This is a genomic window from Bacillus sp. 1780r2a1 (genome assembly GCA_024134725.1).
In the GTDB taxonomy this organism is placed as follows: domain Bacteria; phylum Bacillota; class Bacilli; order Bacillales; family Bacillaceae_H; genus Priestia; species Priestia aryabhattai_A.
Map to the genome: position 1 here is coordinate 1,779,842 of CP099863.1, position 16,627 is coordinate 1,796,468.

Below are 16,627 nucleotides of genomic sequence, written 5' to 3' on the forward strand. Positions count from 1 at the left end.
TAAAACCAATTAAGCAAATCAATATGCCAAAAGGGACAACAATGGGAATAAAAGATAAAATAAAGGTCATTCTGTACCCTCCTTTACACAGGATTGATTATATCTATAAGTATGTAGAGAAGAAAAAAATAGTCTAGGATGTTTAAATACGTGCATTCAAGGCTATAGGATAAGTGATAAAGTAGAAGAGGAGCGGAAAAAATGACCTATTTAGTAGCGTATACGAATAAAGAAAACATGGAATATAGTCAAATTACATGCCGAAATCAGGCGGAAGCGGAGCAAGAAGCCCTTAGGTTAGAAAAGGAGGGACATTTGCATATTGAAATTATTTCGAATCAAGAAGCATATGACGGTGACGAATCTTCTTTTCGTGAATAGTTAGAACTGAAAAATTATTGTAAGAAAATGAAATAAGCAATGTTTTTCTTGAAAAAGTGCAATAGAGAATGATTTTCTCTTCGAGATATGATAAAGTACTATTCAGATGAGTATAGAAGAGGAGAGAATTTGGTTATATGAGTAAAGCAAATCAGTGGTCTTCACGTTTAGGATTCGTATTAGCATCTGCAGGTGCTGCGATCGGTCTTGGTGCCATTTGGAAATTTCCCTATGTGACTGGGACAAGCGGTGGAGGAGCATTCTTTTTATTATTTGTACTGTTTACGCTCTTTATTGGATTGCCGCTGTTGTTAGCGGAATTCATTATTGGTAGACATACTGGAAAAGAAGCGATTAGTGCGTATAAGGCAATTGCCCCCAATACAGCTTGGGTTTGGATTGGGAGAGTAGGTGTTCTTAGCTGTCTTGTCTTGCTGTCTTTTTACAGCGTTGTAGGCGGATGGATTATGCTTTATACCATTATGAGCTTTAGTGGATTACTTACTGGGAAAGAATATGGTGCACTTTTTAATACGATTATCGCAGAGCCTTATCTCGTAATTGGAGCGCAGGCTTTATTTTTGATTATCAACGTATATGTTATATCAAGAGGAGTTCAAAAAGGGATTGAGCGTGCAAATAAATATATGATGCCTTTGTTATTTATTTGTTTTTTAATTATCGTTGTTCGTTCTTTGACCCTAGATGGCGCAACAGAAGGTATAGAGTTCTTTTTGAAGCCTGACTTTAGCGCTATTACAGGTACATCTGTCCTGTACGCATTAGGGCAGTCTTTCTTTTCTTTATGTGTGGGTTTATCTTGCATGGTTACGTATAGTTCATATTTAGGAAAAGACATAAGCTTAACAAAATCTGCTGGTTCCATCTCTATTTTAAATCTGGTTGTATCATTGCTAGCTGGACTAGCTATTTTCCCTGCCGTATTTGCATTAGGCATGGAGCCAACCGAAGGGCCAGGATTACTTTTTGTTGTATTGCCACAAGTGTTTGAGCAAGTACCATTTGGATCTGTATTTTTAGCACTATTCTTGCTGTTATTTTTATTTGCAACGTTAACGTCGTCTTTTTCACTACTCGAAATTATTGTGGCGGCTCTTACAAAAGAAAAGCAGGAAAAACGCCCGAGATCTGCAATGTTAGCAGGGGGGATTGTCTTTCTTGTAGGATTGCCTTCAGCGTTGTCATTTGGTGTTTTAAAGAATGTCACGGTGTTTGGTAGAAACATTTTTGATACAGCAGATTTCTTTGTAAGTAATTTAATGCTTCCTATAGGAAGTTTATTAATCGCTATTTTTATTACATGGAAAATGAAAAAAGAACACGTGTTTGAAGAATTTAAAGCCGGAAGCGTCAAGTCCGAAAAGCTATTTTCAACGTGGTTTATCTTAGTTAAATATGTGTTACCGTTCATTATTATTGTGGTTTTATTTAACTTAGTTAGTGCCTATTAGGCAAAAAAAAGCACTCCAGAAGGAGTGCTTTTTTTTATTTTGCAAAAACGTGGTCACCAATTGTAGTAGTAACTTCTTTTTGACGTAGCCATTGGTTATCTGTTTTTGAAGGGTTGAAGAAGAAGAGAGAACCGCTTCCTTGTCCGTGTAATGCTAACGCTTCATTTACTGCTTTTTTCGCTTCAGCATCCGCTGGCTTGTTAATTTCACCATTGCTTACAGGTTCAAACTGGCCTTTTTGGTAAATGACTTCACGAATAGAATTTGGGAATGCATCATCATCGACGCGGTTTAAGATAACAGTCGCAACTGCAACCTTTCCAGGATAAGGCTCTCCTTTTGCTTCTGCATGAATAATACGAGCTAATAGATCTTTGTCTGTACTGCTAATTGAACTTGGGATTTTTAGTGTTTCATTGATTGCAAGTCCGTCAGTTTCTTTATTGTTTTCCTCTTTTAAATCTTTGATAGAGACACCATATTCCATCCCAATTTTATAAAGGGAATCGCCGCTTTCTACGCGATGCGTTGTTTCCGCTGCGCTTGCTGAATGCCCTAATCCGAGCATAGGCACTGTTAAAGCACCAATAATAGCTAATCTTTTCCACATAGTTTTATAACCTCCGATGTGTATTGTTTTAGCGTGCACGTTCTAAAGAGTAACAGCTTACGAGGTGTCTTGTCATTAATGAAAACATACCAGTCTAGGAAGATATTAAATAAATTTAACAATAATCGTAATAAATGCCCATATCTTTAATGGATAGTAAACGTTGCGCTTTAAAAGAGTGAAATAACGAAGAAGAGTACCTATCCGTAAAGATACAATTAGTTCAAATAATTATTCTTATTTCTAAAAAGAGGATTGACTTGAAATTCAAGGTGGATTATAATGAGCGTGTAACTAGTTAACCGTTTAACTGGAGTGGGTATATGAATGGAAAAATAACGATTCGAGATGTTGCAAAGCACGCAGGAGTTTCTCCCGCAGCTGTATCTTATGTGTTAAATGGTATTAACAAAGTATCAGATGAAACAAAACAGAGAATTTTGAAAGCGGTTAAAGAACTTGAATATGAACCAAATCTAACGGCAGTAAGTTTGTCAAAGCGAAAATCAAACGTCATTGCGGTTATGTTTCCTTTAGTGAATGATTCCCTTGTTACGATGTTTAAAGATAATCACTATCAAAGTGAAATGATTAGTGGAATCGAATACGTACTTCGTAAAAATGGATATGATTTACTCATTTCAGGTGTGCAAAGTCCAAGTGAGTGCATGAAATGGATTCGCAAGCGAAACGTAGATGGCCTAGTATTTTTAGGCGTATTTCCAAATCGTTTATACGAAGAGATGAAAGCGTTATCTAAGCCTATCGTGTTAGTAGATACATACGATAAGTACGAGCGTTATTTCAATCATATTACGATGAACGATGAGGAAGGTGGCTATCAAGCTACGAAACATTTAATTGAGCTAGGTCATAGTGCAATCGGTTTCATTGCTCATCGAATGACAAATAGCCCTATCGACCATAAGCGGTTTATTGGCTACGAAAAAGCGCTCAAAGAGGCGGGGATCAAGCCGTGCAAATCACATATATTCGAAGCGTTAGATAGTTCATTTGAAAATGGATACAGGGTGGGAAAAGAGTTATTATCACGTCCACATTCTATGTCTGCATTCTTTGCTTCATCTGATACGCTAGCATTAGGAATAATGAAAGCGCTACAAGAAGAAGGTAAGCGCATACCAGAAGATTATTCAATTGTAGGATTTGATGATTTAACGTTTAGTAGTTATGCTACACCTAGCTTAACTACGGTACGTCAAGATGTATTTAATAAAGGATCGGTAGCTGCCACATCAATTATTCAAGCAATTGAAAATGAAACTACCGCACTTCAACATATTCGACTGTCGACTGAGCTCGTTCAGCGGGAGTCCACAGCTAAAAAGAAAAGGTAAGTGGCAGGTTAATCGGTTCACTAAAAACAAATGGTGTTAAAGGGGATATAAAAATGACAAAAGTAACGGTATGGAACGAAAATCGTCACGAGCAAAAAAATCCAGTTGTAAGAGAAGTTTATCCAGAAGGGATTCACGGCGCTATTGCTTCATTTTTACAAGAAGCTGGGTATACAGCAGCTACAGCTACGCTTGATGAGCCTGAGCATGGGTTAACAGATGAAGTTCTTGAAAATACTGATGTGCTTGTTTGGTGGGGGCATTTAGCTCATGAAGAAGTATCGGATGAAGTAGTCCAAAAAGTACAGCAACGCGTGTTGGATGGTATGGGACTAATCGTCTTACATTCGGGACATTTTTCAAAAATCTTTAAAGCATTAATGGGAACAAGCTGTGATCTAAAATGGCGTGAAGCAGATGAAAAAGAGCGCTTATGGGTTATCGATCCTTCTCACCCAATTGCAGAAGGGATTTCAGAATTTATTGAACTTGAGCGTGAAGAAATGTATGGAGAGCATTTTGATATTCCCGCTCCAGATGAACTTGTTTTCACAAGTTGGTTTGAAGGTGGAGAAATCTTCCGCAGCGGATGCACGTATAAGCGTGGAAACGGAAAGGTGTTTTACTTCCGACCAGGACATGAAACATATCCAACTTACCACAATAAAGATATCCAACGCGTAATTGTAAACGCTGTAAATTGGGCAAAGCCTGTTGATCGCAAACGTCCAGTATATGGAAACGCTCAACCGCTTGAAAAAATTACGGTAAAAAACTAAGGAACTAAAGGGGAGAAAAATAATGGAGAAATTAAAAGTAGCAGTTATCGGTTGTGGAAGTATTGCTCAGTATCGTCATTTGCCAGAATATAAAATGAACAAACATGTAGAGCTAGTAGCCGTTTGTGATATTAACGAAGAGCGTGCCAATAAAGTAGCAAGTGAATACGGCGTAAAGGCTTATACAAGTTATGAAGAGCTATTAGCAAGCGGAACAGTGGATGCAGTTAGCGTTTGTACACCGAACTACCTGCATGCTCCTATCTCCGTTGTAGCATTAAACAGCGGAGTACATGTTCTATGTGAAAAGCCAATGGCAACGTCAAAAGAATCTGCTGAAGCGATGATAGAAGCAGCTAAAACAAATGACAAAAAGCTAATGATTGCTCATAACCAACGTTTTGTAGCATCTCACCAAAAAGCGCGCCAATTAATTGAAAACGGTGAAGTTGGAAGAATCTATAGCTTCCGTACAGCTTTCGGACACGGCGGTCCAGAAGGGTGGAGCGTAGACGGTAAGGACAGCTGGTTCTTTAGAAAAGAAGAAGCATTTATTGGAGCGATGGGAGATTTAGGTGTTCATAAAACTGACTTGCTTCGCTACATTTTAGGGGAAGAAATTGTTGAAGTTGGTGCATTTGTTGAAACAACTGCAAAAGATTTTGGCGATGTAGATGACAATGCGGTTTGTGTATTAAAAACAGAAAGCGGTATTGTGGGTACGCTAGCAGCAAGTTGGGCGTACACAAGCAAAGAAGATAATTCAACAATCATTTATGGCGAAAAAGCAATTTTACGCCTAGAAGATGATCCAAACCATTCATTAGTAGTTCAATACGCAACTGGAGAAGTTGTGAAGTACGAGTTAGGGAAAATTCAATCAAATGATGATGGTGGTCAGAGCAACTCTCACGTTGTTGAAAAATTTGTAGATGCAATCATTAACGATACAGAAACACCGGTTTCAGGCGAAGAAGGATTTAAGTCATTAGCTGTTATTTTGGCTGCTCTTGAGTCTAGTGAAACAAAACAAATTAAGCAAGTGTAATGAGGTGATAGCTGTGAAAGTAGGAATTATTGGAGTGGGCGGTATTGCAGTAGGCCGCCACATTCCAGCATTTAAACAGCTACAGGATGAGTGTGAGATTGTGGCCGTGAGTGATATTAATGTTGAGCGCGCAACGGAAGTAGCAAATGAGCATGGTATTCCACATGTATTTATTGACTACAAAGACATGTTTGCAGAAGTCGATGCCGTTTGTATTTGTACACCGAATAAATTCCATGCTGAATATGCAATAGAAGCGTTAAAAGCTGGTATCCACGTGTTATGTGAAAAGCCAATGGCTTTATCGAAAGCAGAATGCGAGCAAATGATTCAAGAAGCAAAGAAAGCAGATAAAGTGCTAGCGATTGCTTATCATTATCGATTCATGAAGGAAGCACAAGCTGCTAAAAAAAGCATGGATGAAGTTGGGAAGCCGCTTGTTGCCCGCGTAAGAGCAATGAGGCGTCGAAAAGTACCAGGATGGGGCGTGTTCACTAATAAAGACTTGCAAGGTGGAGGAAGCTTAATCGACTACGGCTGTCACCTTCTTGACTTAGCTGTATGGCTAATGGGGAATCCAAAACATACAGAAGTAATGGGATCTACGTATAACGACTTAAGTCGGTCACCCAACCAGCTAAATCAGTGGGGGACGTTTAATCACGAAACGTTTGAAGTGGATGACCACGTTACAGCCTATATCAAGTTTGATAACGGTGCATCGTTGTTACTTGAGACATCTTGGGCAGCTAATATAGCAGACGACGAAGAGCATGTAAGCATTTCTGGTGTTAATGGAGGCATCAATGTGTTTCCGTTTGAATTATATACGTCTAAAAATGGCATGTTGTTAAACAGCCAAGCAGCTTGGATAGATGGGGAAGAAAACTATAGCTTATTGCAAGCGAATAATTTTATTAATGCTTGTAAAGGTAAAGAAGACCTTGTCGTAAAGCCGGAAGAAGCGCTTCAAACATCAGCTATCATTGATGCTATTTATAATAGTAGTAAGAACTAAAAGAGGAGGAGACTAAGTTGAAATTAGGGGTATTTACTGTATTATTTGCGGATAAATCATTTGAAGAAATGCTGGATACTGTTAAAGCTGCTGGGCTTCATGCAGTGGAAATTGGAACAGGGGGCTATCCTGGAAACAATCATTGTCCGTTGGATGAGCTTTTAGAGGATGAAGCTGCACGAAAAGCGTATAAAAATCAAATCACGGATCGTGGATTAACGATTAGTGCATTCAGCTGCCATGGAAACCCAATCTCACCAGAGGTTAATTTTGCAAAAGAATCTCATGAAACGCTATTAAAAACGATTAAACTAGCTTCGTTACTAGATGTCCCAGTTGTGAATTGTTTTTCAGGAACAGCAGGTGATCATGATGGGGCAAAATATCCAAACTGGCCGGTTACACCTTGGCCAAATGAGTATGGTGACGTTTTAAAGTGGCAGTGGGAAGAAAAATTAATTCCTTATTGGAAAGAAGTAGGCGCGTATGCACAAGAGCACAATGTGAAAATTGGTTTGGAGCTTCACGGTGGGTTTTTAGTACATACACCGTATACGTTATTAAAGCTACGTGAAGCAACATGCGACGCAATTGGTGCAAACTTAGACCCAAGTCATTTGTGGTGGCAAGGGATTGATCCTGTTGCAGCCATTAAAATTCTTGCTAAAGAAAATGCGATTCATCACTTCCATGCAAAAGATACGTATTTGGATCAAGAAAACATTAATATGTATGGATTAACAGATATGCAGCCTTATGGTGAAGTTCGCTCTCGCGCATGGACATTCCGCTCAGTAGGGTGTGGACATAGCTTAACAGAATGGTCTGATATGATGAGCGCTTTACGTACGTATGGATATGATTATGTTGTAAGCATAGAGCATGAAGACCCAATTATGTCAATTAACGAAGGGTTTAATCGTGCTGTAACAAACCTTCAAAGTATTTTAATTGAAGAGCAGCCTTCACAAATGTGGTGGGTATAAATAAAACAACGCACTTTAAAGTGCGTTGTTTTATTTGGATACATAAGGATGATCCGTAATCCAAAATCGCCAAGGGTAATCTTTTGCTTCACCAGAATTATCGATGCCAATCCTTGGTCCTGACGAAATAGATGTAGGCGTAAATCCTTTTGAGATGTAAAGAGGTGAACTAGTAATGTCATGTCCATAAGCATTCATTGTAATCGCAAGTGCTTTTGTTAACTTTCCAGGTCCGTTTGTCCAATTTTTGGGCAGAGCATGCTTTCGACGCTCTTGAATAAGATTAATCCCACTAAAAGGTTCGATTGCTCGAATTAACACAGCTTCTGGCTTATCAACTGGGCCGCTGACAATATTAACAAGGCAGTGGGTGTGCATGACATAGGTATATACATTGCCGGGAGCACCGAACATCACTTCCGTCCGCTTTGTTCGCCGGTTATTAAAGCTATGTGCAGCGCGGTCTTCAGGCCCCATATAGGCTTCTGTTTCAACGATAAATCCAGAAGTAGTACCCTCAGTTGTTTCGTGAATAAGTAAACAACCGAGCAAGGATTTCGCTAAAGATAGTGTTGGTTGTTTATAAAATGAAACATCTAGAGGCTTAAGTGATAATGTACCGTCCACAGATAATCCCCTTCCTTTATGTTAAGTTAATCTTCAGATGTTTCTACCGCAACACGTTTATATCCTAAAAATAACATAAATGATACGATGATTAATACTGTCATGCCGATGAACAAATTCTGAAATGCTGCTTCAATTGGTAAGCTTTTTTGCCAAACGATTGCTACTCCTGTTAAGGCTACGCCTGTAGCTCCACCAACGAACTGAGAAAGCTGTGAGAATCCCATTCCTGTACCAATACTATCTGAAGGTAAAACACGTGAAATTTCGTTCGCTACGCTAGACGTAAGAGACGTGAAGCCAACGCTCATAAACATATAAACAAACAGAATTGCTGTTGGAGATACCGTGCTAAAAAATGTAAATAATATAGCGGCAAGACATAAAAACAGATGACCAAATCGAATTAATACGTTGTTTCCAAATTGATCAATAATTTTACCAATAAAACGAGAAGCAACTGCTGAAAGAATAGCACCTGGGAAAATTAGCAAGCCAATTTCGGCAGAGCTTTTTTGGAAAACTTGTACCAATAATAACGGCATAATAAAAAGAGTAGCAAAATGAGTCATGTATGCTGCAAACCCAATTCCATTTAATAGTAAATAGCCTTTACTTTGAAAAAGCTTGGGCTCAATAAACGGATGGTTGTGCTTGCGGATACGAATGCTTAATAAAATAATAGCTACAATACCGACTGCTAGTAGTACCAACGAATAGGAAGTTAAAAATAGTAAAAAGCCAGTCACGCCTGCTGCTGTTAGGATACCACCTAGAATATCAAAATAAACTTTCTTTTTATCTTCAGCAGGTAATACTTTATGAAATAGTGGGATGAAAATCAAAACTAATCCTGTAACGATGAATAGAAAGTTCCAGCCCATATACTCGGTCACTGCTCCTCCAATAACAGGTCCAAGACCAAATCCAAGCGACGCAGCAGAAGAAATCATAGACATTGATTTACCACGTCTAGATTTTGGAATATAGCGCGTGATTAAAATCATTGCTAGTCCAGGTACTGCTGCTGCCCCGGCAGCTTGAAGAACGCGAGCGAATAACAACATTGTAAAGTTGTTCGAAACAAAGCCGATAATTGAAGCAATTCCAAGAAGCGTTAAGCCAGTTGTTAGTAGCTGTCTAATCGGAACGAAGTCGGATAGTCGACTATATGTAATTGTCGCAATCGCAAAAACAACAGAATAGCCAGTAATAATCCAAGCAGAGGTTGAAGATGTTAAAGCAAATTCAGTGGATACTTTAGGAAGAGCAACATTAAACATTGTAGTGTTCATTACTACAAGCATAACTGTCAAACTCCAAAAAGGAATAACAACAGATTCTTTAAATGGTTTTGGTTCTAAGATTGAATGCTCTTCATTCTCTTCATTCGTAGTAATAGTAGTGGTAGTCATCTTTATCTCCTTACAAAATAGCATATTTAAACAAGGTTTAATGATATGTCATTAATTCTCAAACTTGTCTACAGGTATATAAATATAGAATTTTATGATACGTTTGTCAATCTTTTTCGGGTTACGAAATAAAATCAGGTGCACGCACCTGATTTTATTTCGCTTTTAAAGCTTTTCTTCCTTCTCAAACGTCACTTTATGCTCTTTGGCAAGCTTTTTAATATCACTTGCATATTGACGCATTCCCTTTCTTGCTTCATCTAACATTACATTAGCTTCAACAATTAATTCAGGGTCCTGTTTCTCAAGAGCACTGACAATCTTTGCAAAAGCATTATACTGAGTATTGGCAGCTTTAATGTAATCTTCATGAAGTGCTCGTAGCTCATCTGTTTCTACTTCGATTTTTTCCAGTTCTTCAATAAATTCACGATACTGTGGAATCACGTCATCCACAAGCGTATTGTACATTGTAAAATCATCTGTGTAGTTAGCTCCAGATACGCTGTCATATGCTTCAACCGCCTGTATTTCTATTTCACTGACCTTGGGAATTTCATTGTTTGAGTAGTTTAATAAATCGTCTTGAACGGGGTCGTTTAGGCAGGCTGATAAAAGCAACAGCAGTGGAGTAAACAGCAGCAAAAGTTTTTTCTTCATTTAACTTTCACCTCCATTATTAAGTGTATGAACGTACTGCTTGACACAGTATCAATATTCTTACTGTCTCGTGTAGCGAAAGTAGAAAGAATTTTCATAAGTAATGAGGGATTTTAAAATTTAATTTCAATTTTTATAAAAACTATTGAAATTAAATTTTAAATGAGTTATTGTTTATACTGTAAACGTTAACAGAATGAATCGTTTAGGAGGAGAAGAAATGCTAGAAAATTTAACTACTGAGGCTCGTAATGAAAAAACAATGAATTTAGACGAAATGTCTATTGTAGAGTTTCTAACAACAATGAATAAAGAAGATGAAAAAGTGGCTAAAGCCGTTAATGATGAAATTCCTTCCATTGCAAAAGCTGTAGAAGCAATCATAGAAGTAAAAAAACAAGGTGGTCGTCTTATTTATATAGGTGCGGGAACTAGCGGCCGAATTGGATTATTAGATGCTGTAGAGTGTCCACCTACTTTTGGTACAAATCCTGAAGAAGTGCTAGGCTTAATGGCTGGTGGAGAGAAAGCTTTTATTAAAGCGGTTGAAGGAGCAGAGGATAGCAAAGACTTAGGTAAAGAAGATTTGCAAAACATTGGCCTGACTAACGGAGACATCGTGGTAGGAATTGCTGCAAGTGGTCGAACACCTTATGTTATTGGCGCTTTAGAGTATGCTCGTTCAATTGGAGCTCCAACTGTAGCAGTTAGTTGTAACAAAGGTTCTGACATCGGAAGAATAGCTGATATTAGCATTGAAGTTGTAGCAGGTCCTGAGGTATTAACGGGTTCTACTCGCTTGAAAGCTGGAACTGCACAAAAGCTCATTTGTAATATGTTATCAACAGCTTCTATGGTAGGGGTTGGAAAAGTTTATGGGAACTTAATGGTAGATGTACAATTAACTAATGAAAAGCTTGTGGAGCGTGCAAAACGTATCGTAATGGAGGCGACTTCATGTACGTATGAGACAGCAGAGGAATACTTGGAAAAAACAAATTCTAATTCTAAACTTGCTATTGTTATGATCTTAACAGGACTTTCATATGAAGAATCTCTACAACGTTTAGAAACGACGAAAGGGTTTGTTCGTCAAGCAATTGCTAAATAAGTAGCGAATTTATAAAGGAGATAAGAACAGCTATGAGTAAACATCATCAAATAGCTAAAGAACTACTTCAAGCTCTTGGAGGTAGTTCTAATATAGCTAACTATACACACTGTATGACAAGGCTTCGAGTTACGCCAGTTAATCGTAGTAATATTAATGAAGCTAGTATAAAACAAGTAAAAGGAGTAGTGGGGGTTGTTGATGACGATACGTATCAAATTATCTTAGGGCCAGGAGTGGTTACGAAAGTTGCTGAACAATTTGGTATCGTAATTCAAGAAGATTCCGAAGGTCTTGCATCTCAAGGAAGTTCGACTGAGAACTTAACGTCAAAAGGTGCAGATATGAAATCGGAACTGAAAAAGAAAAATAATACCCCGTTTAAAAATTTTTTAAGAAAAGTTGGAAGCATTTTCATACCTTTAATCCCGGCTTTCGTTGGTGCGGGTTTAATAGCTGGAATTGCATCAATTTTAGCAAATAGTATCACGGCAGGAGACCTTGATCAAGACACATGGCAGCAGTATGTGACGATTTTAAATGTAATAAAAAATGCAATTTTTAGCTATTTAGCTATCTACGTTGGTATCAACGCAGCAAAAGAATTTGGAGCAACGCCGGCTTTAGGAGGAGTTATTGGTGGAATAACTCTCTTAACCGGAGTCACAGAAGAGTTACCTATTATAAATATCTTTACTGATCAGCCGCTATCTGCTGGTCAAGGCGGTGTAATTGGAGTTTTAATTGCGGTATGGTTGCTTTCCTTTTTAGAAAAGTTTTTACGCCGATTTATTCCTGATGCAATAGATATCATTGTCACACCTACGATTGCACTTCTCGTTATTGGGTTGCTAACTATCTTCTTTATTATGCCGTTTGCTGGCTTAATTTCTAGTAACTTAATTGGAGGAATAGATTGGACGCTTGAACGTGGAGGCATCTTTGCAGGCTTTGTATTAGGGGTAGCATTTTTACCATTAGTAATGTTAGGTCTGCATCAAGTATTAATTCCGATTCATATTGAGATGATAAATACAGCTGGCATGACCATCTTACTGCCAATCCTTGCAATGTCTGGTGCTGGACAAGTAGGAGCAGCTTTAGCATTATGGGTTCGTTGTCGTAAAAATGAATCACTTACTACAGTTATTAAAGGCGCTCTTCCTGTTGGTATTTTAGGTATTGGTGAACCACTTATTTATGGAGTTATTCTTCCTTTGGGTCGACCATTTATTACAGCTTGTATTGGTGGAGGAATTGGCGGGGCTGTCATTGGGATGTTCGGTAATGTTGGGTCCATTGCGATTGGTCCCTCAGGTTTAGCTCTAATTCCACTAATTGCAAATAGTTTATGGTTGAAGTATATTATTGGTTTAGCTGCAGGTTATGCTGGAGGGTTCATCTGTACCTATTTATTCGGTGTACCAAAGGATGCTATGTTAGGAGATTCTAACAAAGAAAAACTTGAGAGCAATAATAAAGTTGAAGTTGCTACTGAACTTCATACAAAAGAAAATAAAACGTTAGAAAGCGAGTTCGAACTTCCTTTTGATGGCTATGTTATGCCCCTAGAGGAAGTGCCAGATGCTGTGTTCTCTTCAAAAATGATGGGAGATGGTTTCGCTATTACTCCTACTAATGAGACGCTGACCTCTCCTATTGAAGGAGAAGTAGTAAGTATTTTCCCTACAAAGCATGCCCTAGGCTTAAAAACAGATGAGGGGTTAGAAATACTAATTCACGTTGGAGTCGAAACAGTCGCTCTAAAGGGACAAGGCTTTACCTGCTTAGTAGAAGAGGGACAAAGTGTTAAACGAGGTACGCCTCTTCTTAAGTTAGATTTGGACTATATTAAAGAAAATGCCAAGTCGATTGTAACGCCAATCATTTTCACAAATTTACCTAAAGAGCAAACAGTAAAAATCAATAAGCAGGGCTTTTATAATCAAGGAACCGATAAGGTTTTCACACTATAAGATTATTAAAGTACATCGCTAGTTCATAGGTAACATTTAAAGCTTCTCTGACTTTAATAAGTTATGTCGAGATAATTATTGTGATTTAAGTGCATTTTAAGCAAACAATGAGAAGAAGCTTTACTGTTGCATCAAAACCTACTTATATAGTAGACTTTTACTATAGCTTAATAAAATGGGGAGCTTGCGGATGCAGGCTGAGAGTATGATTAGGAAACCATCATAGACCATTTGAACCTGTTGGATAATGCCAGCGTAGGGAATGTAAGTAGATTGTAAAAAGCACCTTGCGTTCATGCAGGGTGCTTTTTTTATATCGAAAGGTAGGAGGACGGAAAAATGACAAAGCAAAAAGAAATAGGCCATTTATTATCTCAGGTGAGACAAGAGAAGCCTCTAGTACATAATATGACGAACGTTGTTGTAACAAATTTTACAGCGAACGGTTTACTCGCTTTAGGTGCATCGCCCGTAATGGCTTACGCAAAAGAAGAGGTTGCAGATATGGCAAAAATTGCTGGAGCACTCGTACTTAATATGGGAACGTTAACAAGTGCTGAAGTTGAAGCGATGATAATTGCAGGAAAAGCAGCCAATGAGGCAGACGTTCCGGTTATATTTGATCCGGTGGGAGCGGGTGCAACGCCGTTTCGCACAGCTAAAGCAAGAGAATTATTGAATAAAGTAAATATATCAGTGATTCGTGGGAATGCTGCTGAAATTGCTAATGTTGTAGGAGAAAGCTGGGCGATAAAAGGTGTAGATGCAGCATCTGAAGAAGGGGATATCCTTACATTAGCTAAAACGGCTGCAAAGCAGTTGGAAACAATTGTTGTTGTAACGGGTGTACAAGATGTGGTTAGTAATGGAGACTCAGCTTATATTATCACAAATGGGCATTCAATGCTTGCAAACGTAACAGGAACAGGTTGTTTATTAACATCCGTTATTGGTGCTTTTGTTGCAGTTGAAAAGAAAAGAATAGTTGAAGCGGTTATTGAAGCATTATGTGCATATGAAGTTGCAGCTGAACTTGCAGCTGATAAAGCAGCAGGTGAAGGGCCAGGAAGTTTTCAGGCAGCTTTTTTAGATGCCTTATATCATGTTCAGCCAGAGCAAGTAAAACAAGGGGCACGAATTGAACAGCAGTAGAAGGGAGCTAACAAAAGGTGAATATTAAAGATTGTTTAAAGGTTTATTTTATTATGGGGAGTAATAATTGTAAGGAAGATCCTAGAGTTGTATTAAGGGAAGCGATTGCTGGTGGGATTACCATGTTTCAGTTTCGTGAAAAAGGAGACGGAGCTCTGCAAGGGAAAGAAAAGTATCAGCTTGCTTATGATCTTCAGCAAATCTGTAAACAGCATGAGATACCTTTTATTGTAAACGATGATGTTGATTTAGCAATTAAATTAGAGGCTGATGGTATTCATATTGGTCAAGAGGATGAAAAGGCATATATTGTGAAAGAAAAAGCTCCTCATCAACTAATTGGTGTATCAGTTCATTCGATTGAAGAACTACAGCAGGCAATTAAAGATAAAGCGGATTATGTGGGAATGGGGCCTGTCTTTCCAACCACTACAAAAACAGATACAAAAGCTGTTCAAGGCACAAACTTAATTCAGCAAGCTCGTCAAGAGAAGATTGATTTCCCCATTGTAGGAATTGGGGGTATAACAGCCGAAAATGCTCCGAAAGTCATTCAAGCTGGTGCTGACGGAGTATCTATTATTACAGCGATTAGCTTAGCAAGTTCACCTAAGAAAGCGGCAGAACAGTTGCTTCGAGCGATACAATAAAAAAATGCCTCCCACAGGAGGCATTTTCTATCTAGACTATAAGCTTATAGAAATTGGTGTATCTTTTCCTTCATTCATCAATTTGATATGAGCAGGCGTAATTTCAAGTAAAACGTAGTTAGGGTCATCAGGTCCATTAAACCACTTTGACATATGGTCATTCCAAAAGCGGTTCTTTAGCTCTTGACTATCATTAATTTTAGCAATCCCAGATACTTCTACATAATTGTCTCCGTATCCTTCGCCGCTATAGCCAAGCAAAATATGCACGTTGCCGTTTTCCTCAATTTCATCAGCTTTATGCGTAGCTATGCTTGTCGGGGTGTACAAGGTAATGTCACCATCTTTTTTGAAAAACGTCATGTAGCGAGAATTAGGCTTTTGATTCACAACGGTTGCTAATGTGCCCACTCGATTTTCATCTAGTAAGTTCGATAACTTGTCTATCATTTCTTGCTTATTCATTTGAATCAGCTCCTTAAGTTTATCGTCTTACTTAAGGTATACCACCGCTCAAAAAAACCTAAACATTGGAGTAAGAATATTAACCTTTCCACTAGTTGGGCATAATCTAGCCGATTTTAGACAGTTAAACAAGGTTAGAATTGCAATTTAACTATAAGCAATTTGTTTCTTTTTTATCAACGAATAACAAATCGTTATAAGAACAAAATAGTCTGTATATGGATTTAGCAGGGGGAATAGATACATCAAAGGAGAATTAAAAATGATAGCAAGATTATATAACTTAGCACTGTTAGTACTGCCATGGTTAACGCTATTTAAAACAGATAAACAAACCTTCAAAAGATATTTACCGGTTATTACGTTTAGTTCATTAGCCATTTCCTTACTAAGTGAGCTTGCCAAAAGTTTTAAATGGTGGAGAGTACGAAAGCCACTTGTACCTAGACTTTCTAGTGATATTTCATTTGTATTTGGAGGATTTTTCATTGCGAACTTTTGGGTGTTTAGATTAACCTACGGAAAGTTTATTCCTTATATGTTGCTGAATGCTGTATTTGACTACATGTTTGCATACCCACTTACGACACTTGGTGAAAAGCTTCGCGTATATAAAATGGGCACGCTCTCCCGTTTTAATCTTTTTCTAATGTGTATGGGAATGGCAGTAGTCAACTATCTCTATCAAATGTTTATAGATGATGCTTTAGAGCCAAAAAAGAATTCATCTAAAGAATCACTGAACCAGCACAATTGAGTTTAAAAGTATTTTCTTGATTGAGGGAAAATACAGCGGCAGTGAAAATACTTATTTTACGTGTCTAATAAGTTTATATGGCGTCGACAAAAAAGAGTAGAAAACCGTAATGATTTACTACTCTTTTGTTCGTTTTTATGTTTTTAGGCTTTACTACGAATT

Annotated in this window: 17 protein-coding genes, 1 pseudogene and 1 riboswitch; of the genes and pseudogenes, 13 read left to right on the forward strand and 5 right to left on the reverse strand. The window is 38.1% G+C overall.

Annotation, left to right across the window (positions count from 1 at the left end):
* The first annotated feature begins 201 nt into the window (after positions 1-201).
* Both NIZ91_08925 and NIZ91_08930 read left to right on the forward strand, forming a co-directional pair.
* Positions 202-381 carry a hypothetical protein gene (locus NIZ91_08925; protein USY56757.1) on the forward strand — a complete coding sequence of 60 codons (180 nt, stop codon included), beginning with the start codon at positions 202-204 and terminating at the stop codon, positions 379-381.
* 137 nt (positions 382-518) lie between these two features.
* The gene (locus NIZ91_08930) at positions 519-1,853 is read left to right on the forward strand and encodes a sodium-dependent transporter (protein ID USY56758.1); all 1,335 of its coding nucleotides are present in this window, start codon (positions 519-521) and stop codon (positions 1,851-1,853) included.
* Positions 1,854-1,887: 34 nt separating this feature from the next.
* Here NIZ91_08930 and NIZ91_08935 read toward each other — a convergent pair whose 3' ends face one another.
* On the reverse strand, positions 1,888-2,463 hold the full coding sequence (locus NIZ91_08935; protein USY56759.1) for a cell wall hydrolase: 576 nt from the start codon (positions 2,461-2,463) through the stop codon (positions 1,888-1,890).
* Between the two features lie 323 nt (positions 2,464-2,786).
* On the opposite strand from NIZ91_08935, the gene NIZ91_08940 reads away from it, so the two are divergent.
* From NIZ91_08940 to NIZ91_08960, 5 genes are read left to right on the forward strand one after another with little or no spacing between them, the layout of a single operon-like run.
* Complete coding sequence (locus NIZ91_08940; GenBank protein ID USY56760.1) at positions 2,787-3,821, forward strand: LacI family transcriptional regulator; 1,035 nt, start codon at positions 2,787-2,789, stop codon at positions 3,819-3,821.
* A gap of 53 nt (positions 3,822-3,874) precedes the next feature.
* Complete coding sequence (locus NIZ91_08945; protein USY56761.1) at positions 3,875-4,600, forward strand: ThuA domain-containing protein; 726 nt, start codon at positions 3,875-3,877, stop codon at positions 4,598-4,600.
* A gap of 22 nt (positions 4,601-4,622) precedes the next feature.
* A complete protein-coding gene (locus tag NIZ91_08950) occupies positions 4,623-5,648 on the forward strand; it encodes a Gfo/Idh/MocA family oxidoreductase (protein USY56762.1) in 1,026 nt (341 codons plus the stop codon).
* 13 nt (positions 5,649-5,661) lie between these two features.
* Entirely contained in the window at positions 5,662-6,666 is a 1,005-nt protein-coding gene (locus tag NIZ91_08955) for a Gfo/Idh/MocA family oxidoreductase (protein ID USY56763.1), read from the forward strand.
* Positions 6,667-6,683: 17 nt separating this feature from the next.
* Positions 6,684-7,652 carry a sugar phosphate isomerase/epimerase gene (locus tag NIZ91_08960; protein ID USY56764.1) on the forward strand — a complete coding sequence of 323 codons (969 nt, stop codon included), beginning with the start codon at positions 6,684-6,686 and terminating at the stop codon, positions 7,650-7,652.
* A 30-nt stretch (positions 7,653-7,682) separates the two neighbouring features.
* On the opposite strand, the gene NIZ91_08965 is transcribed toward NIZ91_08960, so the two are convergent.
* From NIZ91_08965 to NIZ91_08975, 3 genes are all read right to left on the reverse strand, one after another.
* On the reverse strand, positions 7,683-8,279 hold the full coding sequence (locus NIZ91_08965; protein USY56765.1) for a DNA-3-methyladenine glycosylase: 597 nt from the start codon (positions 8,277-8,279) through the stop codon (positions 7,683-7,685).
* Positions 8,280-8,305: 26 nt separating this feature from the next.
* Positions 8,306-9,694, reverse strand: a complete 1,389-nt coding sequence (locus NIZ91_08970; protein USY56766.1) for an MFS transporter — start codon at positions 9,692-9,694, stop codon at positions 8,306-8,308.
* A gap of 165 nt (positions 9,695-9,859) precedes the next feature.
* Positions 9,860-10,354 (reverse strand): hypothetical protein, encoded by a 495-nt coding sequence (locus NIZ91_08975; GenBank protein USY56767.1) that lies wholly within the window; start codon positions 10,352-10,354, stop codon positions 9,860-9,862.
* A 220-nt stretch (positions 10,355-10,574) separates the two neighbouring features.
* Here NIZ91_08975 and murQ point away from each other — a divergent pair, with 220 nt between their 5' ends.
* From murQ to thiE, 5 genes and pseudogenes are all read left to right on the forward strand, one after another.
* Positions 10,575-11,465 (forward strand): N-acetylmuramic acid 6-phosphate etherase, encoded by an 891-nt coding sequence (murQ, locus tag NIZ91_08980; GenBank protein ID USY56768.1) that lies wholly within the window; start codon positions 10,575-10,577, stop codon positions 11,463-11,465.
* A 32-nt stretch (positions 11,466-11,497) separates the two neighbouring features.
* A pseudogene (locus NIZ91_08985) lies at positions 11,498-12,904 on the forward strand (PTS transporter subunit EIIC).
* 123 nt (positions 12,905-13,027) lie between these two features.
* On the forward strand, positions 13,028-13,441 hold the full coding sequence (locus tag NIZ91_08990) for a PTS glucose transporter subunit IIA (GenBank protein USY57128.1): 414 nt from the start codon (positions 13,028-13,030) through the stop codon (positions 13,439-13,441).
* A gap of 166 nt (positions 13,442-13,607) precedes the next feature.
* Positions 13,608-13,720: riboswitch (TPP riboswitch) on the forward strand.
* 60 nt (positions 13,721-13,780) lie between these two features.
* Positions 13,781-14,593: a hydroxyethylthiazole kinase gene (gene thiM, locus NIZ91_08995; GenBank protein ID USY56769.1), complete on the forward strand. Its 813-nt coding sequence runs from the start codon at positions 13,781-13,783 to the stop codon at positions 14,591-14,593.
* A gap of 53 nt (positions 14,594-14,646) precedes the next feature.
* Positions 14,647-15,243, forward strand: a complete 597-nt coding sequence (gene thiE, locus NIZ91_09000; GenBank protein USY57129.1) for a thiamine phosphate synthase — start codon at positions 14,647-14,649, stop codon at positions 15,241-15,243.
* A 36-nt stretch (positions 15,244-15,279) separates the two neighbouring features.
* Here thiE and NIZ91_09005 read toward each other — a convergent pair whose 3' ends face one another.
* Positions 15,280-15,708: a pyridoxamine 5'-phosphate oxidase family protein gene (locus tag NIZ91_09005; GenBank protein USY56770.1), complete on the reverse strand. Its 429-nt coding sequence runs from the start codon at positions 15,706-15,708 to the stop codon at positions 15,280-15,282.
* Positions 15,709-15,970: 262 nt separating this feature from the next.
* Here NIZ91_09005 and NIZ91_09010 point away from each other — a divergent pair, with 262 nt between their 5' ends.
* Positions 15,971-16,465: a hypothetical protein gene (locus NIZ91_09010; protein ID USY56771.1), complete on the forward strand. Its 495-nt coding sequence runs from the start codon at positions 15,971-15,973 to the stop codon at positions 16,463-16,465.
* The last annotated feature ends 162 nt before the right edge of the window (positions 16,466-16,627 follow it).

Coding starts and splice junctions, on each gene's coding strand:
- NIZ91_08940 (USY56760.1), top strand. CDS start 2,787: ATGAATGGAAAAATAACGATTCGAGATGTTGCAAAGCACGCAGGAGTT.
- murQ (USY56768.1), top strand. CDS start 10,575: ATGCTAGAAAATTTAACTACTGAGGCTCGTAATGAAAAAACAATGAAT.
- NIZ91_08975 (USY56767.1), bottom strand. CDS start 10,354: ATGAAGAAAAAACTTTTGCTGCTGTTTACTCCACTGCTGTTGCTTTTA.
- NIZ91_08945 (USY56761.1), top strand. CDS start 3,875: ATGACAAAAGTAACGGTATGGAACGAAAATCGTCACGAGCAAAAAAAT.
- NIZ91_08935 (USY56759.1), bottom strand. CDS start 2,463: ATGTGGAAAAGATTAGCTATTATTGGTGCTTTAACAGTGCCTATGCTC.
- NIZ91_09010 (USY56771.1), top strand. CDS start 15,971: ATGATAGCAAGATTATATAACTTAGCACTGTTAGTACTGCCATGGTTA.
- NIZ91_08990 (USY57128.1), top strand. CDS start 13,028: ATGCCCCTAGAGGAAGTGCCAGATGCTGTGTTCTCTTCAAAAATGATG.
- thiE (USY57129.1), top strand. CDS start 14,647: ATGGGGAGTAATAATTGTAAGGAAGATCCTAGAGTTGTATTAAGGGAA.
- NIZ91_09005 (USY56770.1), bottom strand. CDS start 15,708: ATGAATAAGCAAGAAATGATAGACAAGTTATCGAACTTACTAGATGAA.
- NIZ91_08930 (USY56758.1), top strand. CDS start 519: ATGAGTAAAGCAAATCAGTGGTCTTCACGTTTAGGATTCGTATTAGCA.
- NIZ91_08950 (USY56762.1), top strand. CDS start 4,623: ATGGAGAAATTAAAAGTAGCAGTTATCGGTTGTGGAAGTATTGCTCAG.
- thiM (USY56769.1), top strand. CDS start 13,781: ATGACAAAGCAAAAAGAAATAGGCCATTTATTATCTCAGGTGAGACAA.
- NIZ91_08970 (USY56766.1), bottom strand. CDS start 9,694: ATGACTACCACTACTATTACTACGAATGAAGAGAATGAAGAGCATTCA.
- NIZ91_08925 (USY56757.1), top strand. CDS start 202: ATGACCTATTTAGTAGCGTATACGAATAAAGAAAACATGGAATATAGT.